This window comes from Acinetobacter seifertii, assembly GCF_000368065.1.
In the GTDB taxonomy this organism is placed as follows: Bacteria; Pseudomonadota; Gammaproteobacteria; order Pseudomonadales; family Moraxellaceae; genus Acinetobacter; species Acinetobacter seifertii.
The window spans coordinates 16,406-43,270 of record NZ_KB851205.1 but is presented as its reverse complement, the minus strand read 5'-3'; the positions used below and the strand labels follow the sequence as shown (position 1 = coordinate 43,270).

At 39.6% G+C, this 26,865-nt stretch carries 30 protein-coding genes; 21 read left to right on the top strand and 9 right to left on the bottom strand.

Features of this window, described 5'->3' with window-relative positions:
• The first annotated feature begins 93 nt into the window (after window positions 1-93).
• A complete protein-coding gene (locus F985_RS24125; RefSeq protein ID WP_004705961.1) occupies window positions 94-684 on the top strand; it encodes a LysE family translocator in 591 nt (196 codons plus the stop codon).
• 8 nt (window positions 685-692) lie between these two features.
• Here the strand turns inward: F985_RS24125 and F985_RS24120 are convergent, their stop codons facing one another.
• Window positions 693-1,334 carry a DedA family protein gene (locus tag F985_RS24120; RefSeq protein WP_004705960.1) on the bottom strand — a complete coding sequence of 214 codons (642 nt, stop codon included), beginning with the start codon at window positions 1,332-1,334 and terminating at the stop codon, window positions 693-695.
• A gap of 194 nt (window positions 1,335-1,528) precedes the next feature.
• Between F985_RS24120 and F985_RS24115 the strand changes: the two genes are divergently transcribed.
• Window positions 1,529-1,966, top strand: a complete 438-nt coding sequence (locus F985_RS24115; RefSeq protein WP_004705959.1) for a DoxX family protein — start codon at window positions 1,529-1,531, stop codon at window positions 1,964-1,966.
• Between the two features lie 59 nt (window positions 1,967-2,025).
• On the opposite strand, the gene F985_RS24110 is transcribed toward F985_RS24115, so the two are convergent.
• Window positions 2,026-3,243 (bottom strand): DUF445 domain-containing protein, encoded by a 1,218-nt coding sequence (locus F985_RS24110; RefSeq protein ID WP_171057791.1) that lies wholly within the window; start codon window positions 3,241-3,243, stop codon window positions 2,026-2,028.
• 387 nt (window positions 3,244-3,630) lie between these two features.
• On the opposite strand from F985_RS24110, the gene guaA reads away from it, so the two are divergent.
• On the top strand, window positions 3,631-5,199 hold the full coding sequence (gene guaA / locus F985_RS24105; protein ID WP_004705956.1) for a glutamine-hydrolyzing GMP synthase: 1,569 nt from the start codon (window positions 3,631-3,633) through the stop codon (window positions 5,197-5,199).
• A gap of 55 nt (window positions 5,200-5,254) precedes the next feature.
• Here guaA and F985_RS24100 read toward each other — a convergent pair whose 3' ends face one another.
• The gene (locus F985_RS24100) at window positions 5,255-5,752 is read right to left on the bottom strand and encodes a GNAT family N-acetyltransferase (protein ID WP_000549856.1); all 498 of its coding nucleotides are present in this window, start codon (window positions 5,750-5,752) and stop codon (window positions 5,255-5,257) included.
• A 147-nt stretch (window positions 5,753-5,899) separates the two neighbouring features.
• Between F985_RS24100 and F985_RS24095 the strand changes: the two genes are divergently transcribed.
• From F985_RS24095 to F985_RS24065, 7 genes are all read left to right on the top strand, one after another.
• Window positions 5,900-7,234 (top strand): ISNCY family transposase, encoded by a 1,335-nt coding sequence (locus tag F985_RS24095; protein WP_004699130.1) that lies wholly within the window; start codon window positions 5,900-5,902, stop codon window positions 7,232-7,234.
• A gap of 278 nt (window positions 7,235-7,512) precedes the next feature.
• Entirely contained in the window at window positions 7,513-8,040 is a 528-nt protein-coding gene (locus tag F985_RS24090) for a PadR family transcriptional regulator (RefSeq protein WP_004705955.1), read from the top strand.
• 13 nt (window positions 8,041-8,053) lie between these two features.
• Window positions 8,054-8,443 (top strand): Fur family transcriptional regulator, encoded by a 390-nt coding sequence (locus tag F985_RS26030; RefSeq protein ID WP_004705954.1) that lies wholly within the window; start codon window positions 8,054-8,056, stop codon window positions 8,441-8,443.
• A gap of 21 nt (window positions 8,444-8,464) precedes the next feature.
• A complete protein-coding gene (locus tag F985_RS26025) occupies window positions 8,465-8,770 on the top strand; it encodes a DUF3861 domain-containing protein (protein WP_004705953.1) in 306 nt (101 codons plus the stop codon).
• A 158-nt stretch (window positions 8,771-8,928) separates the two neighbouring features.
• Entirely contained in the window at window positions 8,929-9,876 is a 948-nt protein-coding gene (locus tag F985_RS24075) for a pirin family protein (RefSeq protein WP_004705952.1), read from the top strand.
• Entirely contained in the window at window positions 9,873-10,280 is a 408-nt protein-coding gene (locus F985_RS24070) for an OsmC family protein (protein ID WP_004705951.1), read from the top strand. The genes F985_RS24075 and F985_RS24070 overlap by 4 nt, the downstream gene beginning before the upstream one ends.
• 113 nt (window positions 10,281-10,393) lie before the next feature.
• Window positions 10,394-11,062: a glutathione S-transferase gene (locus tag F985_RS24065; RefSeq protein ID WP_004705950.1), complete on the top strand. Its 669-nt coding sequence runs from the start codon at window positions 10,394-10,396 to the stop codon at window positions 11,060-11,062.
• A 42-nt stretch (window positions 11,063-11,104) separates the two neighbouring features.
• On the opposite strand, the gene F985_RS24060 is transcribed toward F985_RS24065, so the two are convergent.
• Both F985_RS24060 and argS read right to left on the bottom strand, forming a co-directional pair.
• Window positions 11,105-11,725 (bottom strand): SPOR domain-containing protein, encoded by a 621-nt coding sequence (locus tag F985_RS24060; protein WP_004705949.1) that lies wholly within the window; start codon window positions 11,723-11,725, stop codon window positions 11,105-11,107.
• Between the two features lie 140 nt (window positions 11,726-11,865).
• Window positions 11,866-13,656: an arginine--tRNA ligase gene (argS, locus tag F985_RS24055; RefSeq protein WP_004705948.1), complete on the bottom strand. Its 1,791-nt coding sequence runs from the start codon at window positions 13,654-13,656 to the stop codon at window positions 11,866-11,868.
• Window positions 13,657-14,151: 495 nt separating this feature from the next.
• Here argS and F985_RS24050 point away from each other — a divergent pair, with 495 nt between their 5' ends.
• Both F985_RS24050 and F985_RS24045 read left to right on the top strand, forming a co-directional pair.
• A complete protein-coding gene (locus tag F985_RS24050) occupies window positions 14,152-15,849 on the top strand; it encodes an NAD-dependent malic enzyme (RefSeq protein WP_004705947.1) in 1,698 nt (565 codons plus the stop codon).
• 232 nt (window positions 15,850-16,081) lie between these two features.
• Window positions 16,082-16,519 (top strand): hypothetical protein, encoded by a 438-nt coding sequence (locus F985_RS24045; protein WP_004705946.1) that lies wholly within the window; start codon window positions 16,082-16,084, stop codon window positions 16,517-16,519.
• Window positions 16,520-16,640: 121 nt separating this feature from the next.
• Here F985_RS24045 and F985_RS24040 read toward each other — a convergent pair whose 3' ends face one another.
• A complete protein-coding gene (locus F985_RS24040; protein ID WP_004705945.1) occupies window positions 16,641-17,561 on the bottom strand; it encodes a Dyp-type peroxidase in 921 nt (306 codons plus the stop codon).
• A gap of 157 nt (window positions 17,562-17,718) precedes the next feature.
• On the opposite strand from F985_RS24040, the gene F985_RS24035 reads away from it, so the two are divergent.
• Window positions 17,719-18,345, top strand: a complete 627-nt coding sequence (locus F985_RS24035) for a LysE family transporter (RefSeq protein WP_004705944.1) — start codon at window positions 17,719-17,721, stop codon at window positions 18,343-18,345.
• Between the two features lies 1 nt (window position 18,346).
• Here F985_RS24035 and znuB read toward each other — a convergent pair whose 3' ends face one another.
• The 3 genes from znuB to F985_RS24020 are packed head-to-tail and all read right to left on the bottom strand — an operon-like array spanning window position 18,347 to window position 20,418.
• Window positions 18,347-19,156, bottom strand: coding sequence for a zinc ABC transporter permease subunit ZnuB (gene znuB, locus F985_RS24030; protein ID WP_004705943.1), 810 nt, complete (start codon window positions 19,154-19,156; stop codon window positions 18,347-18,349).
• A 3-nt stretch (window positions 19,157-19,159) separates the two neighbouring features.
• A complete protein-coding gene (gene znuC / locus F985_RS24025; protein WP_004705942.1) occupies window positions 19,160-19,948 on the bottom strand; it encodes a zinc ABC transporter ATP-binding protein ZnuC in 789 nt (262 codons plus the stop codon).
• On the bottom strand, window positions 19,921-20,418 hold the full coding sequence (locus tag F985_RS24020) for a transcriptional repressor (protein WP_002054239.1): 498 nt from the start codon (window positions 20,416-20,418) through the stop codon (window positions 19,921-19,923). The genes znuC and F985_RS24020 overlap by 28 nt, the downstream gene beginning before the upstream one ends.
• Window positions 20,419-20,545: 127 nt before the next feature.
• Between F985_RS24020 and F985_RS24015 the strand changes: the two genes are divergently transcribed.
• The 8 genes from F985_RS24015 (at window position 20,546) to atpG (ending at window position 26,860) form a co-directional block, all read left to right on the top strand.
• Complete coding sequence (locus F985_RS24015; protein ID WP_004705941.1) at window positions 20,546-21,385, top strand: metal ABC transporter solute-binding protein, Zn/Mn family; 840 nt, start codon at window positions 20,546-20,548, stop codon at window positions 21,383-21,385.
• A gap of 170 nt (window positions 21,386-21,555) precedes the next feature.
• A complete protein-coding gene (locus F985_RS24010; RefSeq protein ID WP_004705940.1) occupies window positions 21,556-21,954 on the top strand; it encodes an ATP synthase subunit I in 399 nt (132 codons plus the stop codon).
• 104 nt (window positions 21,955-22,058) lie between these two features.
• Entirely contained in the window at window positions 22,059-22,934 is an 876-nt protein-coding gene (gene atpB / locus F985_RS24005) for a F0F1 ATP synthase subunit A (RefSeq protein ID WP_004705939.1), read from the top strand.
• An 84-nt stretch (window positions 22,935-23,018) separates the two neighbouring features.
• A complete protein-coding gene (gene atpE / locus F985_RS24000) occupies window positions 23,019-23,264 on the top strand; it encodes a F0F1 ATP synthase subunit C (protein ID WP_000424060.1) in 246 nt (81 codons plus the stop codon).
• Between the two features lie 38 nt (window positions 23,265-23,302).
• Window positions 23,303-23,773: a F0F1 ATP synthase subunit B gene (locus F985_RS23995; protein WP_002054137.1), complete on the top strand. Its 471-nt coding sequence runs from the start codon at window positions 23,303-23,305 to the stop codon at window positions 23,771-23,773.
• Window positions 23,774-23,785: 12 nt separating this feature from the next.
• Window positions 23,786-24,322, top strand: a complete 537-nt coding sequence (locus F985_RS23990; protein ID WP_004705938.1) for a F0F1 ATP synthase subunit delta — start codon at window positions 23,786-23,788, stop codon at window positions 24,320-24,322.
• A 46-nt stretch (window positions 24,323-24,368) separates the two neighbouring features.
• Window positions 24,369-25,913 (top strand): F0F1 ATP synthase subunit alpha, encoded by a 1,545-nt coding sequence (gene atpA, locus F985_RS23985; RefSeq protein WP_004705937.1) that lies wholly within the window; start codon window positions 24,369-24,371, stop codon window positions 25,911-25,913.
• Between the two features lie 77 nt (window positions 25,914-25,990).
• Window positions 25,991-26,860, top strand: coding sequence for a F0F1 ATP synthase subunit gamma (gene atpG / locus F985_RS23980; RefSeq protein WP_002114131.1), 870 nt, complete (start codon window positions 25,991-25,993; stop codon window positions 26,858-26,860).
• Window positions 26,861-26,865 lie beyond the last annotated feature (5 nt).

The following is a 26,865-nucleotide window of genomic DNA, read 5'->3' as shown; positions in this document are numbered from 1 at the left end:
CTTGTATTTTTTCTCGTCAAGTTATGCTCTTAACTTGCTATATTTTGTCTATTTCGTTTAAGGTGGCCCCATCTTTACCAATGTGGAAACTTTATGATTGAAAGCTGGTTTTTTGTATTAGCAATGTTGGCTGTTTTGCTTATCCCTGGGCCGACAAACGCACTACTTGCAACCGCCGCTCACTCACAAGGTTTATCTAAAACATTCTGGCTTATTCCAATGCAATGGTTGGGTTATGCCTATGGGATTAGCTTTTGGGCTGTCTTTATTCATTTAGCAGCTCCAGTTTGGCCTGCGTTACTGCTCATTTTGCATATTACGAGCGTGTTATATGTGTTCTGGATGGCATTTCGTTTATGGAAAACTACGCATTTACAGCAGTTTAGTCAGAACCATCGTAATATTCGCCCACGTCAGTTATTCTTCTCTACTTTAAAAAATCCTAAGTCCTTACTGTTTGCAGCTGGTATTTTTCCTGCCGAAACATGGAATTCGCCTGAAAATTTTCTAATGGTCTTTGCGGCTTTTACATTGACGCTTATTCCTGCGGCGAGTTTCTGGATGGTTTTTGGACGAGCTTTATTGACAGGTTCAATGCAAAAAATAAAAGCCGATCATTTATATAAAGGATCGGCCATGTTACTCATTTTATGTATGCTTCCGGTGGTATTCCGTTTCTTCTAAATGAAGCTTTAAACGTTGGCTTTACGGTTTTTTAACTTCTCACGTATAAAGCCGATAATACCCGGTAGAACACTAATAATAATGATGCCGAAAATAAGGTGGGTAAAGTTATCTTTAACGATTGGCATATTTCCAAATAGATAACCTAAGGTTACAAAAGAAGCTACCCAGCATAATGCTCCAATTAAGTTATATGTCAGGAAAAACTTATAATTCATGCTACCAGCACCTGCCACAAAAGGAGCAAATGTGCGGGCAAATGGAATGAATCGAGCAAAAATAATCGTTTTACCACCATGGCGGGCAAAGAATTCTTGAGTTTTGGTTAAGTGCTGCTTATTAATGAATCTAGAGTTCATTTCAAACACACGTGGACCGATAAAACGTCCAATATGATAGTTGACTGTGTCACCTAGAACTGCAGCAATAAAGAGCAGAGTACCTAGCAACCATGGATCCATCTTACCTGTAGATGCCGCTAAAGCCCCTGCTGCAAATAATAAACTATCGCCCGGTAAGAACGGCATGACCACTAAACCGGTTTCGACAAAAATAATTAAAAATAATATGCCATAAATCCAGACTCCGTAATTTGTAATAAATTCGGCGAGATGCTGGTCAACGTGTAGAATAAAATCAAGAAGTTCCATGAGATAGCTGAGTGGTAAACCGTGCTCAAATCCTAGCAGTGAGACTATAGAAAGTCAGTATAGAACATCAAAAAGATACAAATTAATCATCCTATTTGTGCAACGATATATATGGATTTTGAGTATTTAATTATCAATGTCCCAAACCTAGAATGAGTTCATCAACAAATAAGCATTTAAATAAAGGTGGCTGTATGTTTAATCCAAATGTGGTGGTCAAAAATATCGTAACGCAAACAGGTGCGGATAGTTTTATTAGTCTGGTTGCTCGTGTACTTATTGCATATATCTTCCTTGTTGCTGGCTGGGGGAAAATCACCGGTTACGCAGCAACAGCAGGTTATATGGAAGCTATGGGGGTTCCTGGTGGAATTCTACCATTAGTCATCCTGGTTGAGTTTGGTGGTGGTTTAGCTTTGTTATTTGGTTTCCAAGCACGTTTTGCAGCTTTTGGTCTTGGAATCTTTAGTATTTTGACTGCGTTCTTGTTCCACCAAGGTGGGGCTGATGCAGCAGCGCAATATAATAATAGCATCCACTTTATGAAAAATTTTGCAATGGCAGGGGGATTATTCTTCCTAATGCTTCACGGTGCTGGACGTATTAGCCTAGACCATGCAATTGAAAAATAATATTCAAGACAAAATAAAAACCGGATGAGCAATTCATCCGGTTTTTTTATATTTAAAAATTAGAGCATGAACTGGATTTGTAATTCCCCAACTACAAAACCAAGTACGGCGCCTACTGCAATGAGTGCCCACTCATCTTCTTTGAACGCTGGACGCAACATCCCTTCAAATTCGGATGGTGTTAATTTTTGCATACGTTCAATTAAAGTACTGCGAATATTCATAGCATCTTCTGCATAAGACTCAACATATTTCATGGTCTCTGGCAGCTGTTGCATAATACGTTCTGCAACTTGTGTTTTCATATTCTGGTATTTTTCTCCACCAATTGCGTATACAACAAGTGGACGAATGACACCTGCCTGCATATCAATTTCCTGTTTAACATGGCGGTTCACCAAATCAATCACGCGTGCAGAGTGAGTGCCGGAAAATAGCTCTTCCATCATATGACGTGAAGTTAAAAGCTGTTTGGAAATCAAGGCTGCATAGTCAGCTGCTACTTCATTCTGACGTTTAATAAACAGACCTTGCCATGTATAGCCCAATATCTTTTTAGGATAGAGCGGTCTAAACATCATTTGTAGCGCAATCCAGTCACTGAAAAATCCTACAAATCCGCCAAACATCGGCAGCATCCAAGGATATTTACCTTGCGTGATAATCCAGCACAACATTTGGATTACACCAATACCAAAACCGAATACAAAGCCAACATTACTGAAAAATTTAAATTCTTGTTTGCCTACACGTTTAAAAATATTGTTGAGTAAACGCTTATCTTTAAGCAAATTACTAATCACCAAATGCTTAATATCAAAATATCGATTTACGTCACGTTGCACTTCACTCATGATGTGCTCGACAATTTCCGGTGCTTTTGATTGCACTCTGCGGATCAGTCTTTGACGGGCAAACTCAGGCATACCTTCCCATAAACCGGGTTGATACTCTTGCGCAACTTCACGCGTAATATCTTCTGCTGCTGCCATTAATGGTTTTTCAATTTCTTTGGCAATACGTTTTGGGTCAAGACGAGCAAAAATTTCTTCGGGCTTAATAAGCTTGGCTGTCATGAGTTCAACAGCAATGGTTGCCATTTTTTCAGCTTTACGAGGCACAATACCTTGCCAGCCAAAAAATGGTTTAATACCTTTAAATTCAAGTGGTGAGAACATCATTTGAATGGCAATCACTTTAGTGACATAGCCAATTAAACCACTCATGAAAGGAATAGAGACATACAACCAAAAATGTTGCTGGAAATCTGCAATCATAGTTTGAAGCATTGTTGTTCCTTAGATTTCTATTGATTTTGATATGGGGCAACAAGCCATAAAAAACGGATCACTGTTTAAGGGCAGACAAATATCGCTTAATGGTATTTACCTTTCCATGGTAATGCCTGTTTTATCGGGTCATCTTAACATCAAATTCATGAGGATGTTGCATAGAATGTGATGAATTTATCAATGTGTATGAAGATTTTAAGCGGCATGCAGTATATTGATAAATATCAATAAATTTATATTTATATCGATCAATCTAAATATCAAAATGATTATGATATGAAAAAAACAAGATATATGATGATTTGCGGTGCGCCGAAGCGTGAAAAATGTTAAAATGGCGCGCTTAATTCTTTTGCCATTTAGTGGTTTGTCATGACTACCAATACTCAAATTACTGAAGATCGTATCCTGATTCTGGATTTCGGCTCTCAATATAGTCAGCTCATTGCACGTCGTGTACGTGAAGCTGGTGTTTACTCTGAAATGTATGCCTTTGATATGTCTGAAGAAGACATTCGTGCTTTTAACCCAAACGGTATTATTTTGTCAGGTGGACCTGAGAGTGTGCATGAAGAGGGTAGCCCACGAGCACCACAGGTGGTGTTTGAATTAGGCGTTCCAGTATTGGGTATTTGCTATGGTTTACAAACCATGTCTGAACAGTTAGGCGGTAAAGTTGAGCCGGGTACTGTGCATGAGTTTGGTTATGCCGAAGTTGATATCGTTAAACGTGACCAACTTATTGGTAACTTACAAGACCGTGAAAACCAACTTCATGTTTGGATGAGCCACGGCGATAAAGTGAGCCAGATTCCAGAAGGTTTTACGATTACTGCAAGCACACCAAGCTGTCCAGTTGCTGCTGTAAGTGATGAAGCGCGTCGTTTCTATGGCGTGCAATTCCATCCAGAAGTAACGCACACGGCAAAAGGTGAAGAGTTACTTGCAAACTTCGTTCATAAAATTTGTGGATGTGGTGGCCTTTGGACACCTGAACACATTATCGATTTACGTGTAGAACAATTACGTCAGCAAATCGGCGATGAAAAAGTTCTTTTAGGTCTTTCTGGTGGTGTTGACTCATCTGTTGTTGCTGCGCTTTTACACAAAGCAATTGGCGACCAGTTAACATGTGTATTTGTTGATAATGGCTTACTTCGTTTAAACGAAGGTGATCAAGTGATGCAAATGTTTGCTGAAAACATGGGTATCCGTGTGATTCGTGCAGATGCTGAACAACGTTTCTTAACTGCATTGGCTGGTGAAGTTGATCCAGAGAAAAAGCGTAAGATCATTGGCCGTGAATTCATCGAAGTATTTGCTGAAGAAGCACGTAAACTTGATGGCGTGAAATTCTTGGCACAAGGCACGATTTACCCAGACGTAATCGAATCTGCTGCAAGCAAACAAGGTAAAGCACACGTTATTAAATCTCACCACAACGTGGGTGGTTTACCTGACGATTTAGAGTTTGAATTGGTTGAACCTTTACGTGACTTGTTTAAAGACGAAGTACGTAAGTTAGGTACTACACTTGGCTTGCCACACAGCATGATTTACCGTCATCCATTCCCGGGCCCTGGTTTAGGTGTTCGTATTTTGGGTGAAGTTAAAAAAGAATATGCAGATATTCTTCGTCTTGCTGATGACATCTTCATGCAAGAGCTTCGCGACAGCGGCTGGTACGACAAAACAGCTCAAGCATTTGCTGTGTTCCAGCCAGTTAAGTCAGTTGGTGTAGTAGGTGATGGCCGTCGTTATGCATGGGTAATTGCACTTCGTGCGGTTGAAACGGTTGACTTTATGACAGCTCGTTTTGCACATTTACCATACGAATTGGTTGATAAAATCTCAACGCGTATTATGAATGAAATTAAAGATGTATCACGTGTTGTATATGACGTGTCATCTAAACCACCAGCAACGATTGAGTGGGAATAAGCAAATGAAAAGGCAGGATTTAATCCTGCCTTTTTTATGTCTATTGATAAAAGCATTATTTATGTTTATCGATATACTGGTGATTAGTAATAAAAAAAATACTTTGATTTGAACCAAAACGTTCTACTGATTTCTCAAAAACCATTCCAACACGTTCTAGTAATTTGATTGATGCTTTGTTCTGTGTTTGAGTCTCAGCTATTACTTTCTTAAGATTTAACTCATTAAATGAATAATTTAAAACAAATTCAAGTGCTTGAGTTGCATATCCATATCCCATATATTCCGGCAGCAATTCATATGATACTTCGATATCTGAGCCGTCATGATGAGTATCCAGAGATATAATTCCTAGAAAATTATGATCAGTAGAAGATCGAATTGCCCAAATAGGTAATTTACTTGGAGTATTAATATCAGTATGTGCTCGCGTTTGAGCTAGAGATACTTCCAATGGTCCACCTAAATACTTTCTAGTCGTATCATTTGTATAAAGTCTAACTAAATTAGAGGCATCTGCTAATGTTAAATCGCTTAAATAACACAAGTGCATATTATTTATGATTAAAAAGAAAAATTAACATATTACATTTTATAAGAAATTCATCTGTTAGAACCCATTTAAAGTGTCTATATTCTCACCAATAAAAATGTCTAGTTTATGATGGCTTAAACATCATGGACTGGATATGAAATATAGATGCTGATCACTATGTCTGACAAAGAAATTCAACGTCTTGCTGTTCTGCAAGACGTTCGAGATCATCGTATTACACAAGTCCGTGCTGCTGAAATCCTTAATCTTTCAACCCGTCAAATTACCCGGTTATTACAGAAGCTCAATCAAGATGGTGTTTCAGGTATGGCGCATGCCAGTCGTGGTCAACCTGGCCATCGTCGCCATGATGATTTATTAAAATCAAAATGTCTTTCCATTATTTCTGAACATCTGCTGGGATTTGGACCTACCTTGGCCCATGAGAAGCTCAGCAGCATGTTTGACCTGAATATCCCGGTAGAAACGCTTCGGCGCTGGATGACTGCAAATGACCTCTGGATTCCACGATCCAAGCGCCTTAAACGTCCATATCAGCCACGTTATAACCGGGATTGCTTCGGTGAGCTAATCCAGATTGATGGCTCATATCATGACTGGTTCGAAGGACGCGCTGCTAAGTGCTGCTTGCTGGTTTATATCGATGATGCCACTGGAAAGCTGTTGCATCTGCGCTTCTGTGAGGCGGAAACGACCTTCGACTATATGCTTTCAACCCGAGCCTACATTGAACAATACGGTAAGCCTCTGGCCTTTTATAGCGATAAACATTCGGTCTTCCGAGTGAACCAGAAATCGAGCCAGGACAGCCAGATCACGCAATTTGGGCGGATTCTGAATGAGTTAAATATTGATATTATCTTCGCCAACTCACCCCAGGCCAAAGGCCGTGTGGAACGTGCCAATAGAACACTCCAGGATCGCCTGATCAAGGAAATGCGCCTAGAAGGTATCTGTTCAATTGCCGAGGCAAATGCCTGGCTGCCCTGCTTTATTGAGCATTTCAATCAGAAGTTTGCCAAGTGTGCGCGAAACTCAAAGAATTTACATCGGCCATTAACCGAATCTCATCTTGAACTGGATGATATTTTTACCTGGCAGGAACCGCGTAAGGTCACCAAGAATCTGACCCTGACCTATGACAAATGTATTTATCTGCTTGAACCGACAGAGCTGAATCATAAGCTTGTTGGGCAATATATTTCATTTCTGGAGTACCCAGATGGCACTGTGGCCCTCATGTACGAGGGACGAAAGCTCAACTACAGCATTTTCAATAAATTAGCTGGGCTACAGCAGAATGAGATCGTTGAGAATAAACGGTTAGGTACAGTTCTGGCACATATTCAGCAACAGCATGAAGAGTTGGAAAAACAGAATAAACGTTCCCGTCTCAAGAAAAGTATGCCGAGTCGTAAAGCTCAGAAAGCTGTTATTGAACAAAGAAAGTTAAATCCTGTGCTTGACTCTTGTGGTTAAAAACAGGACATTTTAAATGGTTTATCGCATAGACATTTTAATTGGTGAATAACATCATCCTAAATATTATTTTCTTTCGTCAGCTTAAACTTCTTCTCAGAAAACTAGCTAGTAAGATGCTTAAGCACTCTTTTTTTATTGCTTAACTTTTAAAGCTAAAAATTAATCTTGATAACTATCAATACAATAGATCGTATATTATTACTTATACTTGATAAAAGATATATTAAGATATATCTTAATATGCATAAATTAAACATATTAGAGAATCTTCAAAGATGAAACAACAATCAGAACATCATCATACTGAGCACAATGAACATCACCACGGCCATCACCGTTCGGGGCGTCGTGGAAGACTTTTTGAAGCTGGACGAATGAAACTTTTAGTCCTTCACCTTATTCAGCAAAGTCCTAAGCATGGTTATGAAATTATTAAAGAAATAAGTGATTTAGTCGGTGATGGCTATACGCCTAGTGCGGGAACAATCTATCCGACTTTGACCAGTCTTGAAGAAATGAATTTGATTAGTTTGCTAGATGTAGAGCGCAAGCAATATCAAATTACGGAGTTTGGGGAAGCTTATTTAGCTGAACAACAAGAAAAGTTAAGTGCACTGTTAGAAAAATTACGCTTAAGACGTGAAATTCACAGTAATGATCAATTAATTGAAATTCACCGCGCCATGGAAAATTTAAAAACAGCCTTACGTTTGAAATTGAATACAACTGATTTGCAGCAAGAGCAGATCTATCAAATTGCCGAAAAAATTGATCAGGCTGCGGTTGCAATCGGGCGCCTATAAGTTGAGATACAACATGTTAGAGCTACAGCAAAAAATCAAAGAAGCGGGCCTAAAAGTCACTCATCCAAGACTTACTGTTTTGTCTTTAATTCAACAGCAAGCAGAAGATCTAACGGTTAAACAGATTTATCAAAAACTATATACCCAAAAACAGAAGTTGAGTTTGGCAACAGTTTATCGGGTGGTCAGTGATTTGGTAGGAGCAGGCCTAATTTCAAATACTCAATTCCAACGAGGTGAAGCCAAATTTAACTTATCAGACTTAGCCAATAATCAACTGCTACAGATTCAATGTGCAGAACTCACAGAAGCCAAACAAGAACAATTTCTAGCGAGTTTGCAATCGGTATTTAATCAATTTCAAGTTGATTTGAAGCAGGTTGAAATTATCCAAAACCATTAATTTTTGATAGAGAATTTATATATGAAACAACATCAATATCACGTTACAGTACAACATTTAAAAGATGCCAAAGGCGAAGTTTCTACCTATACGGAAAGACTTGAGTTCTATACTGGTAATCATGACGATATTTTTGAGATTGTTGAAAAGCTAAAGAATGCAGAATTTTTCGATGATCAAACTACAAAATCTTTTGCTGTTGGTCTAAAGTTATTTAGTGAAGTCATGTTGGAAAATCGAGATCATGCATTGTTTCAAGAGTTCTTTCCGCAGTTCGGACAATTTATGAAAAATCTAAAACAGCTCGTTAAAACTCAGTCATCTTAAGCTGCTGAATGCAGCTTTATTTATTTTTATAACTAAAAAAGGATTGTCTCATTCATAACACCCTGTGTATTACTAAAAGACTATATTGAATAATGAGTGTATTGTTAAGATCAGTATAACAACTCATTGCAAAAGCATAGGTAAAAGAGAGTAATATCATGAGCAATAATAATGATTACGATATTTCTGATTCAAAAGATTGTGAGAAATTTGCCAATCAATTTATTCAGGAATTTCCAATTCGCTCTGCTGAAATTGGACAGGGGACAGTCATTAAGCGGGCTTTACCTAGCCGTCAAAAGCGAATGATTGGTGCGTGGTGTTTCCTAGACCATGCAGGCCCAGTAACTTTTCCAGCTGGTGATGGTCTAGATGTTGGTCCTCATCCTCACATTGGTTTGCAAACCTTCACGTGGATGATTGAAGGCACCATGATGCATACTGATAGTTTAGGTTCAAAGCAATTGATCCGTCCTAAACAAGTAAACCTGATGACAGCAGGTCATGGTATCTCTCATACAGAAGTTGCCCCTGATACAGAAACTCAAATGCATGCTGCCCAGCTTTGGATCGCATTGCCTGACCATAAGCGCAATATGGATCCTAAATTTGAACACTACCCAGAACTACCTGTTGTTGAAAAGGATGGTTTAGAGTTTACCGTCCTTGTGGGTGAATACTTGGCAACTACTTCCCCAGTTGCAGTGCATACGCCGTTAGTGGGTGTTGATTTAATTGCTACCGAAGATACTAAAACACGTATTCCACTAAATCCTGAGTTTGAATATGGTTTTATGGCATTAGATGGGGTTGCCCATGTGAATGGCCATGAACTCACTGCCGACAACATGGTTGTATTAGATACGGGTTTAAGTGAAATTGAAATTGAAGTAAAGAAAGGGAACCGTGTGCTGTTAGTAGGTGGTGAACCGTTTGAAACTCCAATTTTACTATGGTGGAACTTTGTTGCACGTACAATGGATGATTTAAAAGAAGCGCGGGAGCAGTGGATTAATCATGATGTGCGTTTTGGTGAAATTCCAGACTACGTGGGTGCGCGTTTAGAAGCGCCAGTTCTTCCAGATCAAATGAGAGCATCAAAATGACAGCAGTAATCGCAAGCAGTAAAGCAAAGCCTCTTGCTGAGCAGTGGAAGGGCGAAATCACCAGTGGTCGTCATCAATATTTTTGTGACGAACCAGAGAAGTTGGAAGGGCATGACCAAGGTCCAGCTCCTTATGATTTACTTACTGGAAGTCTGGCAGCTTGCACACTTATTACTTTAAGAATGTATGCAAAGCATAAAGATTATGACTTTGGTGAGTTCTCGGTTGAAATTGATTTTCATACCAATCGGGAGCATGAAGAACATATTGAACGTCGTATTGTTTTTAAAGAGTTACCAAGCGAAGAACTACAGCAAAAAATATTAACAGTGTGTAGTAAAACGCCTGTTACTAAAACTTTGTTACGTAGTTTAGACATTCATACTGTGCTTGTTACAGTGTAAAAATGCTATTTTGTTGAGGTGGATGATTTTATATCCATCCCACAAATGGAATAAAACAGCATGTTCACATGCTGTTTTTTATGTAAAAAAGAAAAATAAAAGTAGGCAATAGCATGATTAGTGTACACCACCTGGAATGTTCGCGATCGTTTCGGATTTTATGGGCTTTAGAAGAATTAGGCTTAGATTATGATATTCATTATTATCAACGTCTTCCCAACTATTCTGCGCCAGAAACACTGAAATGTATTCATCCTCTCGGCAAAGCCCCAATTTTGACAGACGATGAACAAGTCATTGCAGAGTCAGCGGTCATTTTGGAGTATTTACAGCAGCGTTACGATCAAAATCAGCAATTTAAACCTAAGCAATCTCAGGATTTACAGCAATATATTTACTGGATGCACTATGCTGAAGGTTCACTTATGCCTTTATTGGTCATGACTTTAGTCATGAATAGTGTAAACAAACACGTGCCATGGTTAATCCAACCTGTAGCAAAAAAAATCACAGAAGGGGTTAAAGCAAGTTTTGTTCGTCCACGTATGAAAGATCATATTAGTTTTTTAGAAAACTACTTATCTGAACATGAATATTTTGCAGGGAATTTTTCATTTGCTGATATTCAAATGAGCTTTCCACTAGAAGCTCTTCAGTCGCGTTTACAAGGTAAATATCCGCATATTCAAGCCTTTTTACATCGTATTCAGCAACGGCCAGCTTTTCAAAAGGCAAAACAAAAGAGTTTGGGTTCAAACGAAAGAAATTGTGCTGACATATAAAAGAAAAGGAACAAATATTTGTTCCTTTTTATCACTCTTGCTTTATTTGCGTTTAATTACGATAGAGTCAATACCACTATGTTGTAATGTTTGCTGGGCTGCAAGCGCAGCATCTTGAGTATCATATGGACCAGAAATAACTCGATACCAAGTCTTACCATTTTCAGAACTTTTGACTACATCGGCAGATAAGCCATTTAAAATAATTTCTGCACGACGAGCATCTGCTTGATCGGGATCTGTATAGCTACGGACTTGTAAAATGTAATTTGGTTGTTGAGGGGCAGCAGCTGTAGAGTCATCGCTATCAGTAGTAGCAACAGACTCAGATGCAGCAGGTTGTGCTGTACTAGGCGCCTCTACAATCATTGCTGTACCCTGATTTTTACTTTCAGGGATTGCTTGTTCCGGAATAGGGGTTACTTGTTGCTGAGGCAATAGATCATAAAAGCGATAGTCTTTATTGGTCTCTTCTTCTTTATAGTGATCAGACGTAATCTGATTTTTTGAAGAAACAGGTTGCCACGGTTTCCACAGCATGAGCATTACCGCAATGCATAAGACGACTAAAATAGCGACAAGTGTCCCTAGCCATTTAGGGATTAAAGGCTTTTTAGGCTTATTAGGTCTTTCAGATACACCGCGTTGCGTTTTGCCAAACACGTGGATTATTCCTCTGTCTTTTGATTGTTTTCTTTCGAGTTTACTTTAAAACATCGCTCTGTATAGCTTTATATCATCACAAAGCGATGTCTTTTACAGCATGGCTGGATATGTAGTTCTACCAAATATCCAGCATTTATTTACATGGCTTCAGGTGCAGAAACACCAAGTAATTCTAAGCCATTACGCAATACTTGTTGTACATTGATTGAAAGTAATAAGCGTGCTTGTGTAAGTTCAGCATCATCACTTAAAACTTTATGTTCATTGTACCAACCGTGGAATAGCGCAGCTAATTCCTTTAAGTAGTTACCTACTTGGTGTGGTTCATATGCATTAGCAGCACGTAATACAACGTCTGGATATGCAGCAAGTTTAGCAAGAATTTCAGTTTCTGCATCAAGTGATAAACGTGCAGCATGCGAACGAGCAGCATCCACTTCAAACTGTAAGCCAGTGCTTGCTGCTTTTTCTAACATACGGCAGATACGTGCATGAGCGTATTGAATATAATAAACCGCATTGTCTTTGCTTTGTGATACAGCAAGATCTAAGTCAAAGTCAATGTGTTGTTCGCTTTTACGCATTACATAGTAAAAACGAGCAGCATCGTTACCAACTTCTTTACGTAAGTCACGTAAAGTCACGAATTGACCTGAACGAGATGACATTTGAACCATCTCGCCACCGCGCCACAAACTTACGAACTGAACTAAAAGAACAGTCAATTTTTTCGAGTCATAACCCATCGCATCAATCGCAGCTTTTACGCGAGAGATATAGCCGTGGTGGTCAGAACCCCAAATATCAACAAGGTCCGTATAACCACGTTGTAATTTATTTAAGTGGTAAGCAATGTCAGAGGCAAAGTAAGTCGTTTGACCATTACGGCGCTTAACAACACGGTCTTTTTCATCGCCAAACTCAGTCGATTTAAACCAGATGTTGCCATCTTTTTCATACAAGAAACCACGTTGATCGAGTGTTTCGAGTGCTTCATCAATTTTTGCACTCAATGATGCTTCACTAAACCATTGATTGAAAGTTACGCCAAAGTCAGCAAGGTCATCTTTAATGTCATCTAAAATCGCATGAAGAGCTGCTTGATGGAAAACACGGTAGCCTTCACCTAATAATTGTTGTGAGTTGGCAATAAGACCATCAATGTGTTTTTCTTTGTCACCAGACAATACAACTTTATTGCCTTCGCTATCGAGTTCATCTGCATATTGCACGTCTTCTGGCACGTCTTTATAGACGTCTGCTACATCACGAACATATGCATTGTTATCTTTGTCGATAATGCTTTGAGCAATCTCTTTAACGTAGTCGCCTTGATAAGCATTTTTTGGAAATACAAGGTCTTGGCCCAATAATTCTAAATAACGTAAATAGGTAGAAGTCGCCAAAATATCCATTTGACGGCCAGCATCATTTACATAGTATTCGCGATCAACTTTAGCACCTGTTGCTTCAAGCAAGTTTGCAACAGTCATACCATAAGCAGCACCACGGCCATGCCCTACGTGTAGGCTAGATGTCGGGTTTGCAGAAACGAATTCAACTTGAATCTTTTTCGCTGCATTTGATTGGCTACGGCCAAAGATTTCTTTTTGAGCTTGAATTTGATCAAGAATCGCAAAACGCTGGTCTGCATTTAAGAAGAAATTGATAAAACCAGGACCTGCGATTTCAGCTTTACTGATATCTGCAACTTCTGGTAGAGCCGCAAGAATTTTTTCAGCTAAATCACGTGGTTTCATACCAGCAGCTTTAGAGCCGATCATGGCAATATTAGAAGCAAAGTCGCCATGGCTTCGGTCTTTGGTGCGCGTTAAATTGCTTGAATTATTCCAATCCGAAGGAAGCACGCCTTCTTGCTGAAGGGTTTGCACTGCATGGTCGAGAGCTGCTTGTATTGCCGTATTCATATCAATCGAAAATAGATGTCGCAGAAAAACGTCAAATATAGCAAATTTCCTATGAGTTGGGGGAGTGCATTTAACGCTTTCACTGAATTTCTTTCTTTTCGTTCCCTACAACTATTTTTTTTGTAAATATTGAAAAATAAGCCTAAGTAAATCATTAAAGCACGTAAATATAGGCTTTTTAGACAATATTTTCTAAATTATAAGCTAGTAAAACACTTGGTATTTTTTATAAAAATGTAATGGGCTGAAAAATTACAGGATTGTAAGCCAAGTATAGTGTTAATAAAGAATGATTTTAAAAAATTGTAAATCATAAGTAATTGATTTTTAATATTTATTTTATATCATGTATTTACTAAATAGTCTTTAATTTTAATATCACAGTTTAAAATACCTATTTCGTCTCAAATAGTCTTAAGCTTACGCATACAACGAGCTTTAGAGAGTGCTGAAACTGTACTTTTCGGAGTTCTAAGCTGGAAAATGAGATAGGCAATGATATCAGGACACCCAAGTAAACACCCACTTTATATCCCTTATGCAGGCTATACACTTTTAGAGTTACCCCTTTTAAATAAAGGATCTGCTTTCACTCAAGAAGAAAGAAGTAACTTTAACTTACACGGGTTACTTCCACATATTATTGAAACTATTGAAGAGCAAAGCCAACGCTCTTATCAGCAATATTGCGCTTTTAATGATGATATAAATAAGCACATCTATTTACGTAATATCCAAGATACCAACGAAACTCTTTTTTATCACTTAATCGAAAATCATCTTGAAGAGATGATGCCGATTATTTACACCCCAACTGTGGGTGAGGCGTGCCAACGTTTTTCTGATATCTATCGCCGTCATCGTGGTATTTTTATTTCATATCCAGATCGTGATGTGATTGATGATATTTTGCAAAACGTTAATAAAAACAATGTTAAAGTCATCGTGATTACTGATGGTGAGCGTATCTTGGGTCTTGGTGACCAAGGTATTGGTGGTATGGGTATTCCAATTGGGAAACTCTCACTTTATACCGCATGTGGTGGTATTAGCCCTGCTTACACATTGCCAATCACAATTGATGTAGGGACGAATAACCCTCAATTATTAAATGACCCGATTTATATGGGATGGCGTCAACCACGTATTAGTGGTGACGAGTACTATGACTTTGTAGATATGGTGATTGAGGCCGTAAAACGTCGTTGGCCAAAAGCACTCATTCAATTTGAAGATTTCGCACAAAAAAATGCGATGCCATTATTAGAAAAATATCGCGATAAAATTTGTTGTTTTAACGATGATATTCAAGGAACAGCAGCGGTATCTGTCGGTAGTTTGATTGCTGCAAGCCGTGCAGCAGGTAAACAGTTAAAAGACCAAACAATTGCTTTCTTAGGTGCAGGTTCAGCTGGTTGTGGTATTGCAGAGCAAATCGTTGCACAAATGATTGCAGAAGGTTTAACCGATGCTGAAGCACGTGCTCGTGTTTACATGGTAGACCGTTTTGGTTTGATCACTGAAAATCAGCCAAACCTATTAGACTTCCAACGTAAATTAGCTCAGAAAGCTGAAGTAGTAGATCAATGGGGCAATATTGAAGAAGTGATTTCACTGCTTGATGTTGTCAAGAATGCCAAACCTACAGTGTTAATTGGTGTTTCTGGTCAACCGGGTCTATTTACCGAAGAAATTATTAAGACCCTGGCTGCCAATTGTGAGCGACCAATTGTCATGCCTTTATCTAACCCGACTTCGCGTGTAGAAGCTGTACCGGCTGATATTGTGGAATGGACTGAAGGTAAAGCATTAATTGCAACGGGTAGTCCGTTTGCACCTGTAAATCATCACGGCAAGCTTTACAATATTTCGCAGTGCAACAACTCATACATCTTCCCTGGTATTGGTTTAGGTGTAGTGGCATCAGGTGCTAAACGCGTTACAGAAAACATGCTTATGGCATCAAGTAGTGCTTTAGCAGACTGTTCACCGTTGCTGAAAGATCCACAAGCTGACTTATTGCCACCTTTAGGCGAAATTCAACAAGTCTCTAAAGTGATTGCATTTGAAGTGGCAAAAGCTGCAATGGCAGACGGTGTGGCTGTAACCATTAGCGATGATTTGCTTAAGCAAAAAATTGATCAGTCATTCTGGAAGCCAGAATACCGTAAATATAAGCGTATTCCTTTCTAAAATCTTGGACGTGTAAAAAAGGGAGTAAGATGCTCCCTTTTTTATTAACTTAATTTGGCTACAAAGGCTTTTAAATCTTCTAAAATAGATAATTTACCTTTTATAAAATATTACTAATCTAAAATGATAAGTTATTTGTAAGTTTTGCTTCAGTTAATATTAGATATACTTGCTAGGTAATGGCTTTAATTAAGATCAGTTTTAAATAACACATAATTATGAGTACTTTTTCATGAAAAATATTTATATTTTAATTTTTATAGGCGCTTTAATGGCTTGTAGCGATAAAAGTCCAGATAAAACTCAACATGATGCTAATCATAAGTCAGATGTGGTGCAGGTGGATAAAAATCAATCAGGCTCTGCTGTAAGTGAAAAGAAAGAGAGTGCGGAGAAGGGGCTTAAAACAGCTGATCAAGTGGGGGAAATCTCTTGTTCAAATCCAAATATTACGCAATGGTATGGTTTTAATGAGAGTGTTGCTGAGCCTAAATGTGAAGTCGTAAAGAACTTTCAACTGTCAGCTTATAAGTGTGATATCTCTAAAAACGCCTTTGGTGAAAATAAAGATGCCATTTTGCTAGAAAATCAAGATAAACGAATTTTTGTTTATTCAACTTCTAAAGACTGTAATGAAATGCTTGAAATAAGAAATGCGAATGGGCCTTAAGTTTATATTTAAGAGTAATTTTTATTAATTTATAAAAATAATATTTTTGTAAAATGTCAAAGTACTTATTCTTTGGTTTGAAATAAAAAAGTAGCTACCGTAATAGCTACTTTTAAAAAAATTAATCTTCTAAAACTTCTTCTAGTAACTCTTCACTTGGTGCAAAGTAATATGCGCCGTCTAGTGGCGTTACAAAATGCAAGAGGCGGTCATGAATACCATCGCCGCTTGTACCAAACATACGCTTTAACATAGCATCAATAATGTTCAGGTCTTTAGTGTAAGCAATGAAGAATAAGCCTTGATCACCTTTGCCATCGCCATAAGGTAAGCTATGGCGTAAAATTTCCATTTCTTCGCCTTCATCATCTTCAACGACAGTACGAGCAACGTGAGCATTGTCTGGCTTAACGTCATCATCTAATTCAATAGATTCAAGTTTGGTACGTCCCATGACATTTTCTTGCGCGTCGACTTTAAGTTTTTTCCATTTCTCCAAGTCATGTGCATAGCGCTGTGCAAATATGAAACTACCATCTGCAAATACTCCAGCACTTTCTGGAAGCAGAGCGGTTTCTACACGGTCATCTGGAAATTGAGGGTTTTCGGTGCCATCTATAAAGCCAGTAATATCGCGACCATCGAAATAACGGAAGCAAACACGTTCATCCAGAACTTCAACTTTATCTTTAATACCTTCAAAAAATGCTTGGCTTAATGCAAAACAAATATCTGAACGCATACTGGCGATGTGAATAAGCACATCAGCTGGTACGACAGGCATATTGAATGCACCATTTTCTGGTTCAAGTTGTTTAAAGCCAGCAGGAGATTGACTGTAAAGCTGTTTCCAGAGTTCTGGACCAAAAGCGACTGCTGTTTTGATTTGTGCGTCTGAATGCTGAGTAATGAGACGGTCACGTGTTTCGAATAAAGCTTCGAGTTGTTCTTTTAATTCAGCAATTGTTAGATCTTTTAAGCGAAGAACAATAAAACGGGCATGATCAGATGGTAATGGCAAAATGACAGATTGAGCAGTCATTGGAAGGTATCTCCTCAATTATAATTTAGTATGAGCTTCAATTATTGTGCCTGATGCGAAGAGCTGTTAGTAGTCTATTTATTGATTTTATTGTTTGAATTATCGCCGCGATAGTTTTATAAAACGGTATAATTCCACTTTTATTGTTTATTTCACTATGTCTTTGCAAATTTGGTTTGCTTATATGCTGGCCTGTTGGGTTATTAGTATTTCTCCTGGAGCGGGCGCGATTGCTTCTATGTCGAGTGGTCTAAACTATGGTTTTAGACATGGTTACTGGAATGCGATTGGTTTGCAAATTGCCTTGTTAATTCAAATCATGATTGTAGCGGCGGGCGTAGGCGTTTTATTCGCGACAACACCGTTGGCTTTTCAGATGGTTAAATGGTTTGGGGTTGCTTATTTATTGTATTTGGCCTATTTGCAGTGGACTGCACCTATAAAAGACATTGAAATTCAGCATGAAAAAAAGAATAAATCTATTTCAGCGCTGCTGTTGAATGGCTTTGTGGTCAATATCAGTAACCCAAAAGCGATTGTATTTTTATTGGCGGTTTTGCCTCAGTTCTTAGATTTAAGCAAACCTCAATGGATACAATATCTGATTATGGCAGCTACTATGATTACCATTGATTTAATTGTAATGGCTGGATATACAGGGCTGGCGTCAAAGGTTTTAAGATTACTTCGCTCACCTAAACAACAAAAATATTTAAATCGTGGTTTTGCTGTCATGTTTAGTTGCGCGGCGTTATTACTCAGTACAGTTCATCAAGCAGCCTGATTTAGGCCGCTTGAGTTTGGTTTTTGATTTTTTGAACCATGAAAATAAGAGCAAAACCCAAAGCCATACATAAAACAATACTGAGGCCAGTTGAGATATTTAGTGCTGCGCTTGACCATAGGCCGACACTGACACCAAGTTGAGCTAAAACAAAAGCCCAAACAACCATTTGCTTTGGTGAATGAGCGAGTAGTCGAGCGCTCAATGCTGGAATAACCAGTAAAGCACCCATTAAAAGTGAACCTACTGCTCGTAAAGCTAAAACTGTAAATAAGGCTAGCAGTAACATAAAAATGAGACGCTGCCATTTCGCATTTACCCCTTCACTAATCGCAATGTCTGGATCAATGGCAATTTGGATTTGAGATTGCCAAAAGCGATAAAGAATTGCCAGTGATACGGCAATAATTAATGTGAAAACAGGTAAATCGTGCCAGTCGATACTGAGTAAATCACCGAATAAATAACTTAAAAGCTCTGGTCTTAAACTTGGAACATGTTGAATAAATAGAAGACCACTACATAGTAATGTTGCGGAGCATAAAGCTAGTAGAGCATCGTTTGGCAAACGATTGTCATGCAGTGCCCATAAAATAGCGACTAATAAAATAGCCGTACCTGCCACGCCAAGCCACAAAGGAAGGCTTAAAGCACCGGCAATTGCTACCCCAAGTAAGGTTCCATGTGCCATGGTGTCTGCAAAAAAAGACATACGTCTCCATAACATGAGACAACCAAGTGGTGCAGTCAAAAAGACTAATAAGGTTCCCATAATCCATGCGGGCAACAATAATTGTAACCATTCCATCATGGCTTAAGCTTCCGGTTCTGGGTGAATGTGAGGTCTACTATTGTGAGGGCAGGGGTGTGCGGCATCACCATGCGCACAGTGGTCATGATGGTGTTGATAAAAAACTCGCTGGGTACCAAATATTGCCTGATACTCAGGATGCTGTTGAATATTTTCAGGTAAACCGCTGCAACATATATGTTTATTTAAACAAACAACTCTATGCGTCCCTTGCATAACCCACTGTAAATCGTGGGAAACAATTAAAATGGCACATCCATAACGCTCTGGCAGACTACGCACATACTCATAAAGCTCAGCTTCAGATTGAATATCTAGACCTTGCATCGGTTCATCAAGAACGAGAATGTCTGGCTTTCTAAGTAAAGCACGTGCGAGCAGTACACGTTGGCGCTCTCCACCAGAAAGCTGCTGTACTTTTGATTGTTGTAGCTTTGCAATGCCAGTGTCTTGAATAATTTCTTGGCGAAGGGCAGGGCTACATTTTTCAAGATCTAATAAATCTTGAACACGTAAAGGAAGACTATGAGAAGGGTTAAACTTTTGAGGGACATAAGCCATTTTTAGTTTTTTGTCGCTTATGACACGTCCGCTACTTGGTTTTAAAATTCCAAGTAGAACTTTAATTAAAGTCGATTTACCCGCACCATTTGGACCAATTAAGGTCACAATTTCATTTTGATGCAGATCAAAATCGACTTTTTTTAATATATCCCGATCATCACGATGAACAGAAACCTGTTCAAGTTGAATCAATACAGGATTTAGCGAGCTGTGCGGCACTGCTGGCATTTCCCCGAAATTTCAATAATGCTGTGTTGTGCTGTGAAATCATCTAAAGCTGCAAGTTGGTCGAGTTGTTGAGTCAGACCTTGTGAAGATGCTTCTTTAACAGTGTGACATTCGGTGCAAATTAAGAATGCAGCTTGATGTCCTTCACGTGGATGACAGCATGGAATATAAGCATTAATAGATGTTAAGCGATGAATTAGACCTTTTTCTAATAAGAAGTCCAAAGTTCTATAAACAGTAGGAGGGGCGGCAGGGCGATCTGTTTGACTTTTAATACGTGCCAATAAGTCGTACGCACCCATTGGACCTGAAGCATTTAAAATGAGTTCAAGGACTTCTTTACGTAAAGGCGTAAGACGCGCACCAACCGCAGAACATAAAGTTTCTGCTTCAGCTAAACGACTTGCGACATTATGGTGATCATGCACACCATGCAAAGAATCATGATGTTCATGCGTGCAAGAACTCATAGACATAACCTCAAATTTTTAATGGAATATTAGCATGAAGCGATGCTTCATTCGATTAATCTTAGGTATTTTTGTAACTTTGTTATATTATAACATGCTTCGAGCTATTACTAATTGATGGTCTGTCATGTTCCGCGTTTTTGTTTTCAGTATGTTCTCTCTAATGAGTACGCTAGGTTGGAGTCAGGGTTTGGTTGTCTCTACACACCCAATCTATTTGATTGCAAAAGAAATTACTAAAGGTGTTGAAGAGCCTCAGTTATTGCTGCAAGGGCAAAGTGGGCATGACGTACAACTCACCCCAGCGCATCGTAAAGCAATCAATGATGCTTCTTTGGTAATTTGGTTAGGAAAAGCTCATGAAGCTCCTCTCAACAAATTGCTGAGTAACAATAAGAAAGCAATTTCTTTATTAGACAGTGGTATTCTTACTGTTTTGCCACAGCGTAATACGCGTGGTGTTGCTTTACCAAATACTGTAGATACTCATGTCTGGTTAGAACCAAACAATGCAGTGCGGATTGGCTTTTTTATTGCGGCTTTGCGTTCGCAGCAGCATCCTGAAAGTAAAGCGAAATATTGGAATAATGCTAATGCATTTGCTCGGAATATGTTGCAGGCAGCTCAAGCTTACGATAGCTCAAGTAATGGTAAACCTTACTGGTCTTATCATGATGCTTATCAGTATTTGGAACGCTCGCTTAATTTAAAGTTTGCAGGTGCTTTAACGGATGACCCGCATGTTGCGCCTACAGCGGCTCAAATTAAGTATCTTAATGATAATCGACCAAAACCTCAGATGTGTTTACTTGCAGAAAGTTTCACAACAAAAGGTCAATATCAGAAACTGGGCAGTATTACCTTCCAACCCGTTGATGAAAGTATGAATAATGAGGACGATTTTGTAACAGCATGGAAGAAACTGGCTATAAAAACCGATAAATGCGTATTAAATACGCAAAAGTAAGATAAAAAGTAAACAAAGGCTGACTGTAGCGTCAGCACCACCTGTCACGAAAAACCCCGACTAAAGTCGGGAAAAGATTGCATGTTCAGGGGTGTAACTCTATAATGCCTGCGATTAAAAGCGATCATCAGCTAAACTTGTCAAGCATTTATGCTGTGAGTGGATAAATAATGAGCCAAACTAGTCGCTTGATTGACCGACGATTAGCAAAAGCTTTGGTCTTCTTACAAGCATGCATGATCCCTGTTTCCGCACTTGTGGCGTGGAGCATAAAAGACATGACAGCAGCATTAAGTGCGGCACTTGGTGCATTGGTCTGCTGGCTTGCTACCAGTTATTTTGCGTGGCAATCCTTCAGAACAGCAGGTGCGAGAGCATCAAAACAAGTGCTGTCTAACATGTATAGGGGCATGTTAGGCAAATTTGCAATCATGATCGTTGGATTTATTTTGATTTTGAGCAATGTTAAACCTTTATCACCGTTAGCATTGCTGTTTGGTTTTATCCTCGTTCAAATGATGTCGTGGGTTGCTCCTTTTTGGGTTTCACGTCTACAAAAACGAGTATAGAAACAAGAAGAATTGAAGATTTTTTGGAGGGTGGCGAGATATCGACAGTACGCCGATGTTCGTTTCCCTTCTTTTTAGTAATTGACATTGACCAGGTGTGATTTATGGCTGCTGAAGAACATGCCCTCACTTCGACAGAGTATATCAAGCATCACTTGACCAATATGACCTATGGCAAAATGCCAGATGGTACATGGAAATTGGCTGAGACTGCTGAAGAAGCTCATTCGATGGGGTTCACTGCAATTCACTTGGATTCAATGGGTTGGTCAATTGGCCTTGGTGTGATTTTCTGTTTGTTATTTTGGATGGTTGCGAAAACTGCGAAAGCTGGTGTTCCAACAAAATTCCAATCTGCAATTGAAATGATCATTGAGTTTGTTGACTCAAGTGTCCGTGATACTTTTCATGGCAAATCACGTTTAATCGCTCCGCTTGCACTCACTATTTTCGTGTGGATTTTCCTCATGAACTTAATGGACTTGATCCCAGTTGACTGGATTCCTCAAGTAGCTGCATTTATTGGTGCTAACGTATTTGGTATGAATCCTCACCACGTTTACTTCAAGATCGTTCCATCTACAGATCCGAACATTACCCTTGGTATGTCTTTATCTGTATTTGTACTTATCTTGTTCTACAGCATCCGCGAGAAGGGTGTTGGTGGTTTCGTAGGCGAGTTGGCACTTAACCCATTTAACCCAAGTAATCCAGTTGCAAAAGCGTTGCTTATTCCAGTGAACTTGATTTTGGAATTGGTAACATTCCTTGCTCGTCCTATTTCATTGGCTCTCCGACTGTTCGGTAACATGTATGCCGGTGAGTTAATCTTTATCCTGATTGCATTATTGCCGTTTTGGATTCAATGGGCGTTATCTGTGCCTTGGGCGATCTTCCACATTCTTGTAATCACGTTGCAGGCATTCATCTTTATGATGCTTACCATCGTTTACTTGAGCATGGCAAGCGAAAAACATTAATGGTATTGCCTAACTATCAAATGATGGTTGGGCTGAATTTTTTTAATTTAATTTGGTAATAACCTAACCTCTGAGGAATTTTTCATGGAACTCACTTTAGGTCTAGTTGCAATTGCATCTGCTATCTTGATCGCTTTCGGTGCTTTGGGTACTGCGATTGGTTTTGGTCTTTTGGGTGGTCGCTTTTTAGAAGCTGTAGCTCGTCAACCAGAATTAGCTCCACAACTTCAAACTCGTATGTTCTTAATCGCGGGTCTTCTTGATGCTGTGCCTATGATCGGTGTTGGTATTGGCTTGTTCTTCATCTTCGCTAATCCATTTGTAGGTTAATCAGCTTAATTCCTAAATCCACTATTTGAGGAATTGCAATGAATATCAACCTCACATTGATTGGTCAAGCGATTGCGTTTGCGTTTTTTGTCGCATTCTGCATGAAGTTTGTTTGGCCACCACTAATCAATGCGATTAGTGAGCGTCAGCGTAAAATCGCTGATGGCTTAAATGCAGCAGAAAAAGCGAAAGCTGACCTTGCCGATGCACAAGCGCAAGTGAAGCAAGAACTTGATGCAGCTAAAGCACAAGCGGCTCAATTGATCGAACAAGCGAACCGTCGTGCAGCGCAATTGATCGAAGAAGCTCGTACTCAAGCTGCGGCTGAAGGTGAGCGTATTCGTCAACAAGCTAAAGAAGTTGTTGATCAAGAGATCAATTCTGCTCGCGAAGAATTACGTCAACAAGTAGCTGCCTTGGCAGTAACTGGTGCAGAAAAGATCCTGAACCAACAAGTTGATGCAGAAGCTCATAACGCCATGCTGTCTCAGCTGGCTGCTAAACTTTAAGCGAGGCGAATTATGGCTGAACTCTTGACGTTGGCACGTCCGTATGCCAAAGCAGCATTTGCTTATGCTTCTGAGCAAGGTGCAACAGACAATTGGTCGAATGCGTTACAAGTGCTCAGTGCTGCGGTGCAAGACGAAGCATTTTCCGCTTATTTAAATCGCCCTGAACTTACTCCTGCGGAGCAAGTGAAGCTTTTTGCTAAAGTTTTAGGTGAAGATCAATCTCAAGCAGTGTCTAACTTTTTGACACTTCTTGCAGATAACGATCGATTAGTGTTGTTACCTGAAATTGCAGCAGAATATGAACAGCTTAAATCACAGAATAACAATACGGTTGATGTCGTGATTGAATCGGCGTTTCCGTTAACTTCTGTTCAGGAACAATTGCTTGCACACGCGTTAGAAAAACGCTTCAAGGCAGCAGTTAATGTTTCTGTAGAAGTTAATCCTGCTTTGATTGCAGGTGTGGTTATTCGTGCAGGCGATCAAGTGATAGATGATTCTGCGCTTAACAAGCTTGAAAAAATGCGTACTCGTCTTCTTGCATAATGCAAATGATGAAGACTGAACTAATAAAAGATTGAGGAATAGCGCAATGCAACAACTGAATCCATCCGAGATCAGTGCGCTCATTAAACAGCGTATCGGAGATCTGGACACCAGCGCGACCGCTAAAAACGAAGGTACCATTGTTATGGTATCCGACGGTATCGTGCGTATTCACGGTCTTGCTGATGCAATGTACGGTGAAATGATCGAATTCGACGGCGGCTTATTTGGTATGGCACTGAACCTAGAACAGGATTCAGTGGGTGCCGTTGTTTTAGGTAACTACCTAAGCCTTCAAGAAGGTCAAAAAGCTCGTTGTACAGGTCGTGTTTTAGAAGTTCCAGTTGGTCCTGAACTTCTTGGCCGTGTAGTAGATGCTTTGGGTAACCCAATTGATGGTAAAGGCCCAATTGATGCAAAATTAACTGATGCTGTTGAAAAAGTAGCACCAGGCGTAATTTGGCGTCAATCTGTAGACGAGCCTGTTCAAACTGGTTATAAATCAGTTGATACCATGATTCCTGTGGGTCGTGGTCAGCGTGAGTTGATTATTGGTGACCGTCAAACTGGTAAAACAGCAATGGCGATCGATGCGATCATCGCTCAGAAAAACTCTGGCATTAAATGTGTATACGTTGCGATTGGTCAAAAACAATCAACAATTGCAAACGTTGTACGTAAGCTAGAAGAAACTGGCGCTATGGCGTATACAACTGTTGTCGCTGCTGCGGCTGCTGATCCTGCTGCAATGCAGTATTTAGCTCCGTACTCTGGCTGTACAATGGGTGAATACTTCCGTGACCGCGGTGAAGACGCTCTTATCATTTATGATGATTTGTCTAAGCAAGCTGTTGCTTACCGTCAAATTTCATTGCTTTTACGTCGTCCACCAGGTCGTGAAGCGTATCCGGGTGACGTATTCTATCTTCACTCACGTCTTCTTGAACGTGCTTCACGTGTATCTGCTGACTACGTTGAGAAATTCACTAATGGCGCAGTAACTGGTCAAACTGGTTCTTTAACTGCATTGCCAATTATTGAAACTCAAGCGGGTGACGTATCTGCATTCGTACCAACGAACGTAATTTCGATTACTGACGGTCAGATCTTCTTAGAAACATCATTATTCAACGCAGGTATCCGTCCTGCTGTGAACGCGGGTATCTCTGTATCTCGTGTTGGTGGTTCTGCTCAAACTAAGATCATCAAAAAATTGTCTGGTGGTATCCGTACCGCTTTAGCACAATACCGTGAATTGGCTGCGTTTGCTCAGTTCGCTTCTGACCTTGATGAAGCAACTCGTAAGCAACTTGAACATGGTCAACGTGTAACTGAGTTAATGAAGCAAAAACAATATGCTCCTTACTCAATTGCTGACCAAGCTGTTTCTGTTTATGCATCTAACGAAGGCTATATGGCTGACGTAGAAGTTAAGAAAATCGTAGACTTTGATGCTGCGTTAATTGCTTACTTCCGTTCTGAATATGCTCCGTTGATGAAACAAATCGATGAAACTGGTGATTACAACAAAGACATCGAAGCAGCAATCAAAGCAGGTATTGAAAGCTTTAAAGCGACTCAAACTTACTAAGTTCAGTTTTAGTTAAGTTTGGTTCACGGATCAACCTTCGGAAGCTCGAAAGGGCTTTCGAATACTAGGTTAAGCGTATGGCAAATTTAAAAGAAATTCGCGCCAAAGTAGCTAGTATCAAGAGCACGCAAAAGATTACTCGCGCGATGCAAATGGTAGCTGCTTCTAAAATGCGTCGTGCGCAAGAGCGCATGGCTCAGGGCCGTCCGTATGCCGATAATATGCGCCGTGTAATTGCTCACTTGGTACAAGCAAACCCTGAATACAAACACCGTTATATGGTTGACCGCCCAGTTAAGCGTGTTGGCTATATCGTAGTGTCTTCAGATCGTGGTTTGGCAGGTGGCTTGAACATTAACTTGTTCAAGAAAGTTGTGCAGCATGTCAAAGCACAACAACAGCAGTCAATTGAAGTTGAATTTGCTTTAATTGGTCAAAAAGCGGTTTCGTTTTTTAAGAATTACGGCGGTAAAGTGCTTGGTGCAACTACCCAACTTGGCGATGCGCCGAGTTTGGAACAGTTAACTGGCTCAGTGCAGGTTATGCTTGATGCATTTGATAAAGGCGAATTAGATCGTATCTACCTCGTATCAAATGGCTTCGTTAATGCAATGACTCAGCAGCCTAAAGTAGAACAACTTGTTCCTTTAGCACCAGCAGAAGAAGGCGATGATCTCAACCGTACTTATGGTTGGGACTATATCTACGAACCAGAAGCAGAAGAATTGTTAAATGGTTTGTTGGTTCGCTATATCGAGTCTATGGTTTATCAAGGTGTGATTGAGAACGTTGCATGTGAGCAGTCAGCTCGTATGGTCGCGATGAAAGCAGCGACAGACAACGCAGGACAATTGATTAAAGACCTACAACTCATTTACAACAAGCTGCGTCAAGCCGCGATTACTCAGGAAATTTCCGAGATCGTTGGCGGTGCCGCTGCCGTTTAACATTA

What these genes read in the sequence shown, in the direction of transcription:
- F985_RS24125 (WP_004705961.1), top strand. Translation starts at nt 94, where the DNA reads ATGATTGAAAGCTGGTTTTTTGTATTAGCAATGTTGGCTGTTTTGCTT.
- F985_RS24120 (WP_004705960.1), bottom strand. Translation starts at nt 1,334, where the DNA reads ATGGAACTTCTTGATTTTATTCTACACGTTGACCAGCATCTCGCCGAA.
- F985_RS24115 (WP_004705959.1), top strand. Translation starts at nt 1,529, where the DNA reads ATGTTTAATCCAAATGTGGTGGTCAAAAATATCGTAACGCAAACAGGT.
- F985_RS24110 (WP_171057791.1), bottom strand. Translation starts at nt 3,243, where the DNA reads ATGATTGCAGATTTCCAGCAACATTTTTGGTTGTATGTCTCTATTCCT.
- guaA (WP_004705956.1), top strand. Translation starts at nt 3,631, where the DNA reads ATGACTACCAATACTCAAATTACTGAAGATCGTATCCTGATTCTGGAT.
- F985_RS24100 (WP_000549856.1), bottom strand. Translation starts at nt 5,752, where the DNA reads ATGCACTTGTGTTATTTAAGCGATTTAACATTAGCAGATGCCTCTAAT.
- F985_RS24095 (WP_004699130.1), top strand. Translation starts at nt 5,900, where the DNA reads ATGCTGATCACTATGTCTGACAAAGAAATTCAACGTCTTGCTGTTCTG.
- F985_RS24090 (WP_004705955.1), top strand. Translation starts at nt 7,513, where the DNA reads ATGAAACAACAATCAGAACATCATCATACTGAGCACAATGAACATCAC.
- F985_RS26030 (WP_004705954.1), top strand. Translation starts at nt 8,054, where the DNA reads ATGTTAGAGCTACAGCAAAAAATCAAAGAAGCGGGCCTAAAAGTCACT.
- F985_RS26025 (WP_004705953.1), top strand. Translation starts at nt 8,465, where the DNA reads ATGAAACAACATCAATATCACGTTACAGTACAACATTTAAAAGATGCC.
- F985_RS24075 (WP_004705952.1), top strand. Translation starts at nt 8,929, where the DNA reads ATGAGCAATAATAATGATTACGATATTTCTGATTCAAAAGATTGTGAG.
- F985_RS24070 (WP_004705951.1), top strand. Translation starts at nt 9,873, where the DNA reads ATGACAGCAGTAATCGCAAGCAGTAAAGCAAAGCCTCTTGCTGAGCAG.
- F985_RS24065 (WP_004705950.1), top strand. Translation starts at nt 10,394, where the DNA reads ATGATTAGTGTACACCACCTGGAATGTTCGCGATCGTTTCGGATTTTA.
- argS (WP_004705948.1), bottom strand. Translation starts at nt 13,656, where the DNA reads ATGAATACGGCAATACAAGCAGCTCTCGACCATGCAGTGCAAACCCTT.
- F985_RS24050 (WP_004705947.1), top strand. Translation starts at nt 14,152, where the DNA reads ATGATATCAGGACACCCAAGTAAACACCCACTTTATATCCCTTATGCA.
- F985_RS24045 (WP_004705946.1), top strand. Translation starts at nt 16,082, where the DNA reads ATGAAAAATATTTATATTTTAATTTTTATAGGCGCTTTAATGGCTTGT.
- F985_RS24040 (WP_004705945.1), bottom strand. Translation starts at nt 17,561, where the DNA reads ATGACTGCTCAATCTGTCATTTTGCCATTACCATCTGATCATGCCCGT.
- F985_RS24035 (WP_004705944.1), top strand. Translation starts at nt 17,719, where the DNA reads ATGTCTTTGCAAATTTGGTTTGCTTATATGCTGGCCTGTTGGGTTATT.
- znuB (WP_004705943.1), bottom strand. Translation starts at nt 19,156, where the DNA reads ATGATGGAATGGTTACAATTATTGTTGCCCGCATGGATTATGGGAACC.
- znuC (WP_004705942.1), bottom strand. Translation starts at nt 19,948, where the DNA reads ATGCCAGCAGTGCCGCACAGCTCGCTAAATCCTGTATTGATTCAACTT.
- F985_RS24020 (WP_002054239.1), bottom strand. Translation starts at nt 20,418, where the DNA reads ATGAGTTCTTGCACGCATGAACATCATGATTCTTTGCATGGTGTGCAT.
- F985_RS24015 (WP_004705941.1), top strand. Translation starts at nt 20,546, where the DNA reads ATGTTCCGCGTTTTTGTTTTCAGTATGTTCTCTCTAATGAGTACGCTA.
- F985_RS24010 (WP_004705940.1), top strand. Translation starts at nt 21,556, where the DNA reads ATGAGCCAAACTAGTCGCTTGATTGACCGACGATTAGCAAAAGCTTTG.
- atpB (WP_004705939.1), top strand. Translation starts at nt 22,059, where the DNA reads ATGGCTGCTGAAGAACATGCCCTCACTTCGACAGAGTATATCAAGCAT.
- atpE (WP_000424060.1), top strand. Translation starts at nt 23,019, where the DNA reads ATGGAACTCACTTTAGGTCTAGTTGCAATTGCATCTGCTATCTTGATC.
- F985_RS23995 (WP_002054137.1), top strand. Translation starts at nt 23,303, where the DNA reads ATGAATATCAACCTCACATTGATTGGTCAAGCGATTGCGTTTGCGTTT.
- F985_RS23990 (WP_004705938.1), top strand. Translation starts at nt 23,786, where the DNA reads ATGGCTGAACTCTTGACGTTGGCACGTCCGTATGCCAAAGCAGCATTT.
- atpA (WP_004705937.1), top strand. Translation starts at nt 24,369, where the DNA reads ATGCAACAACTGAATCCATCCGAGATCAGTGCGCTCATTAAACAGCGT.
- atpG (WP_002114131.1), top strand. Translation starts at nt 25,991, where the DNA reads ATGGCAAATTTAAAAGAAATTCGCGCCAAAGTAGCTAGTATCAAGAGC.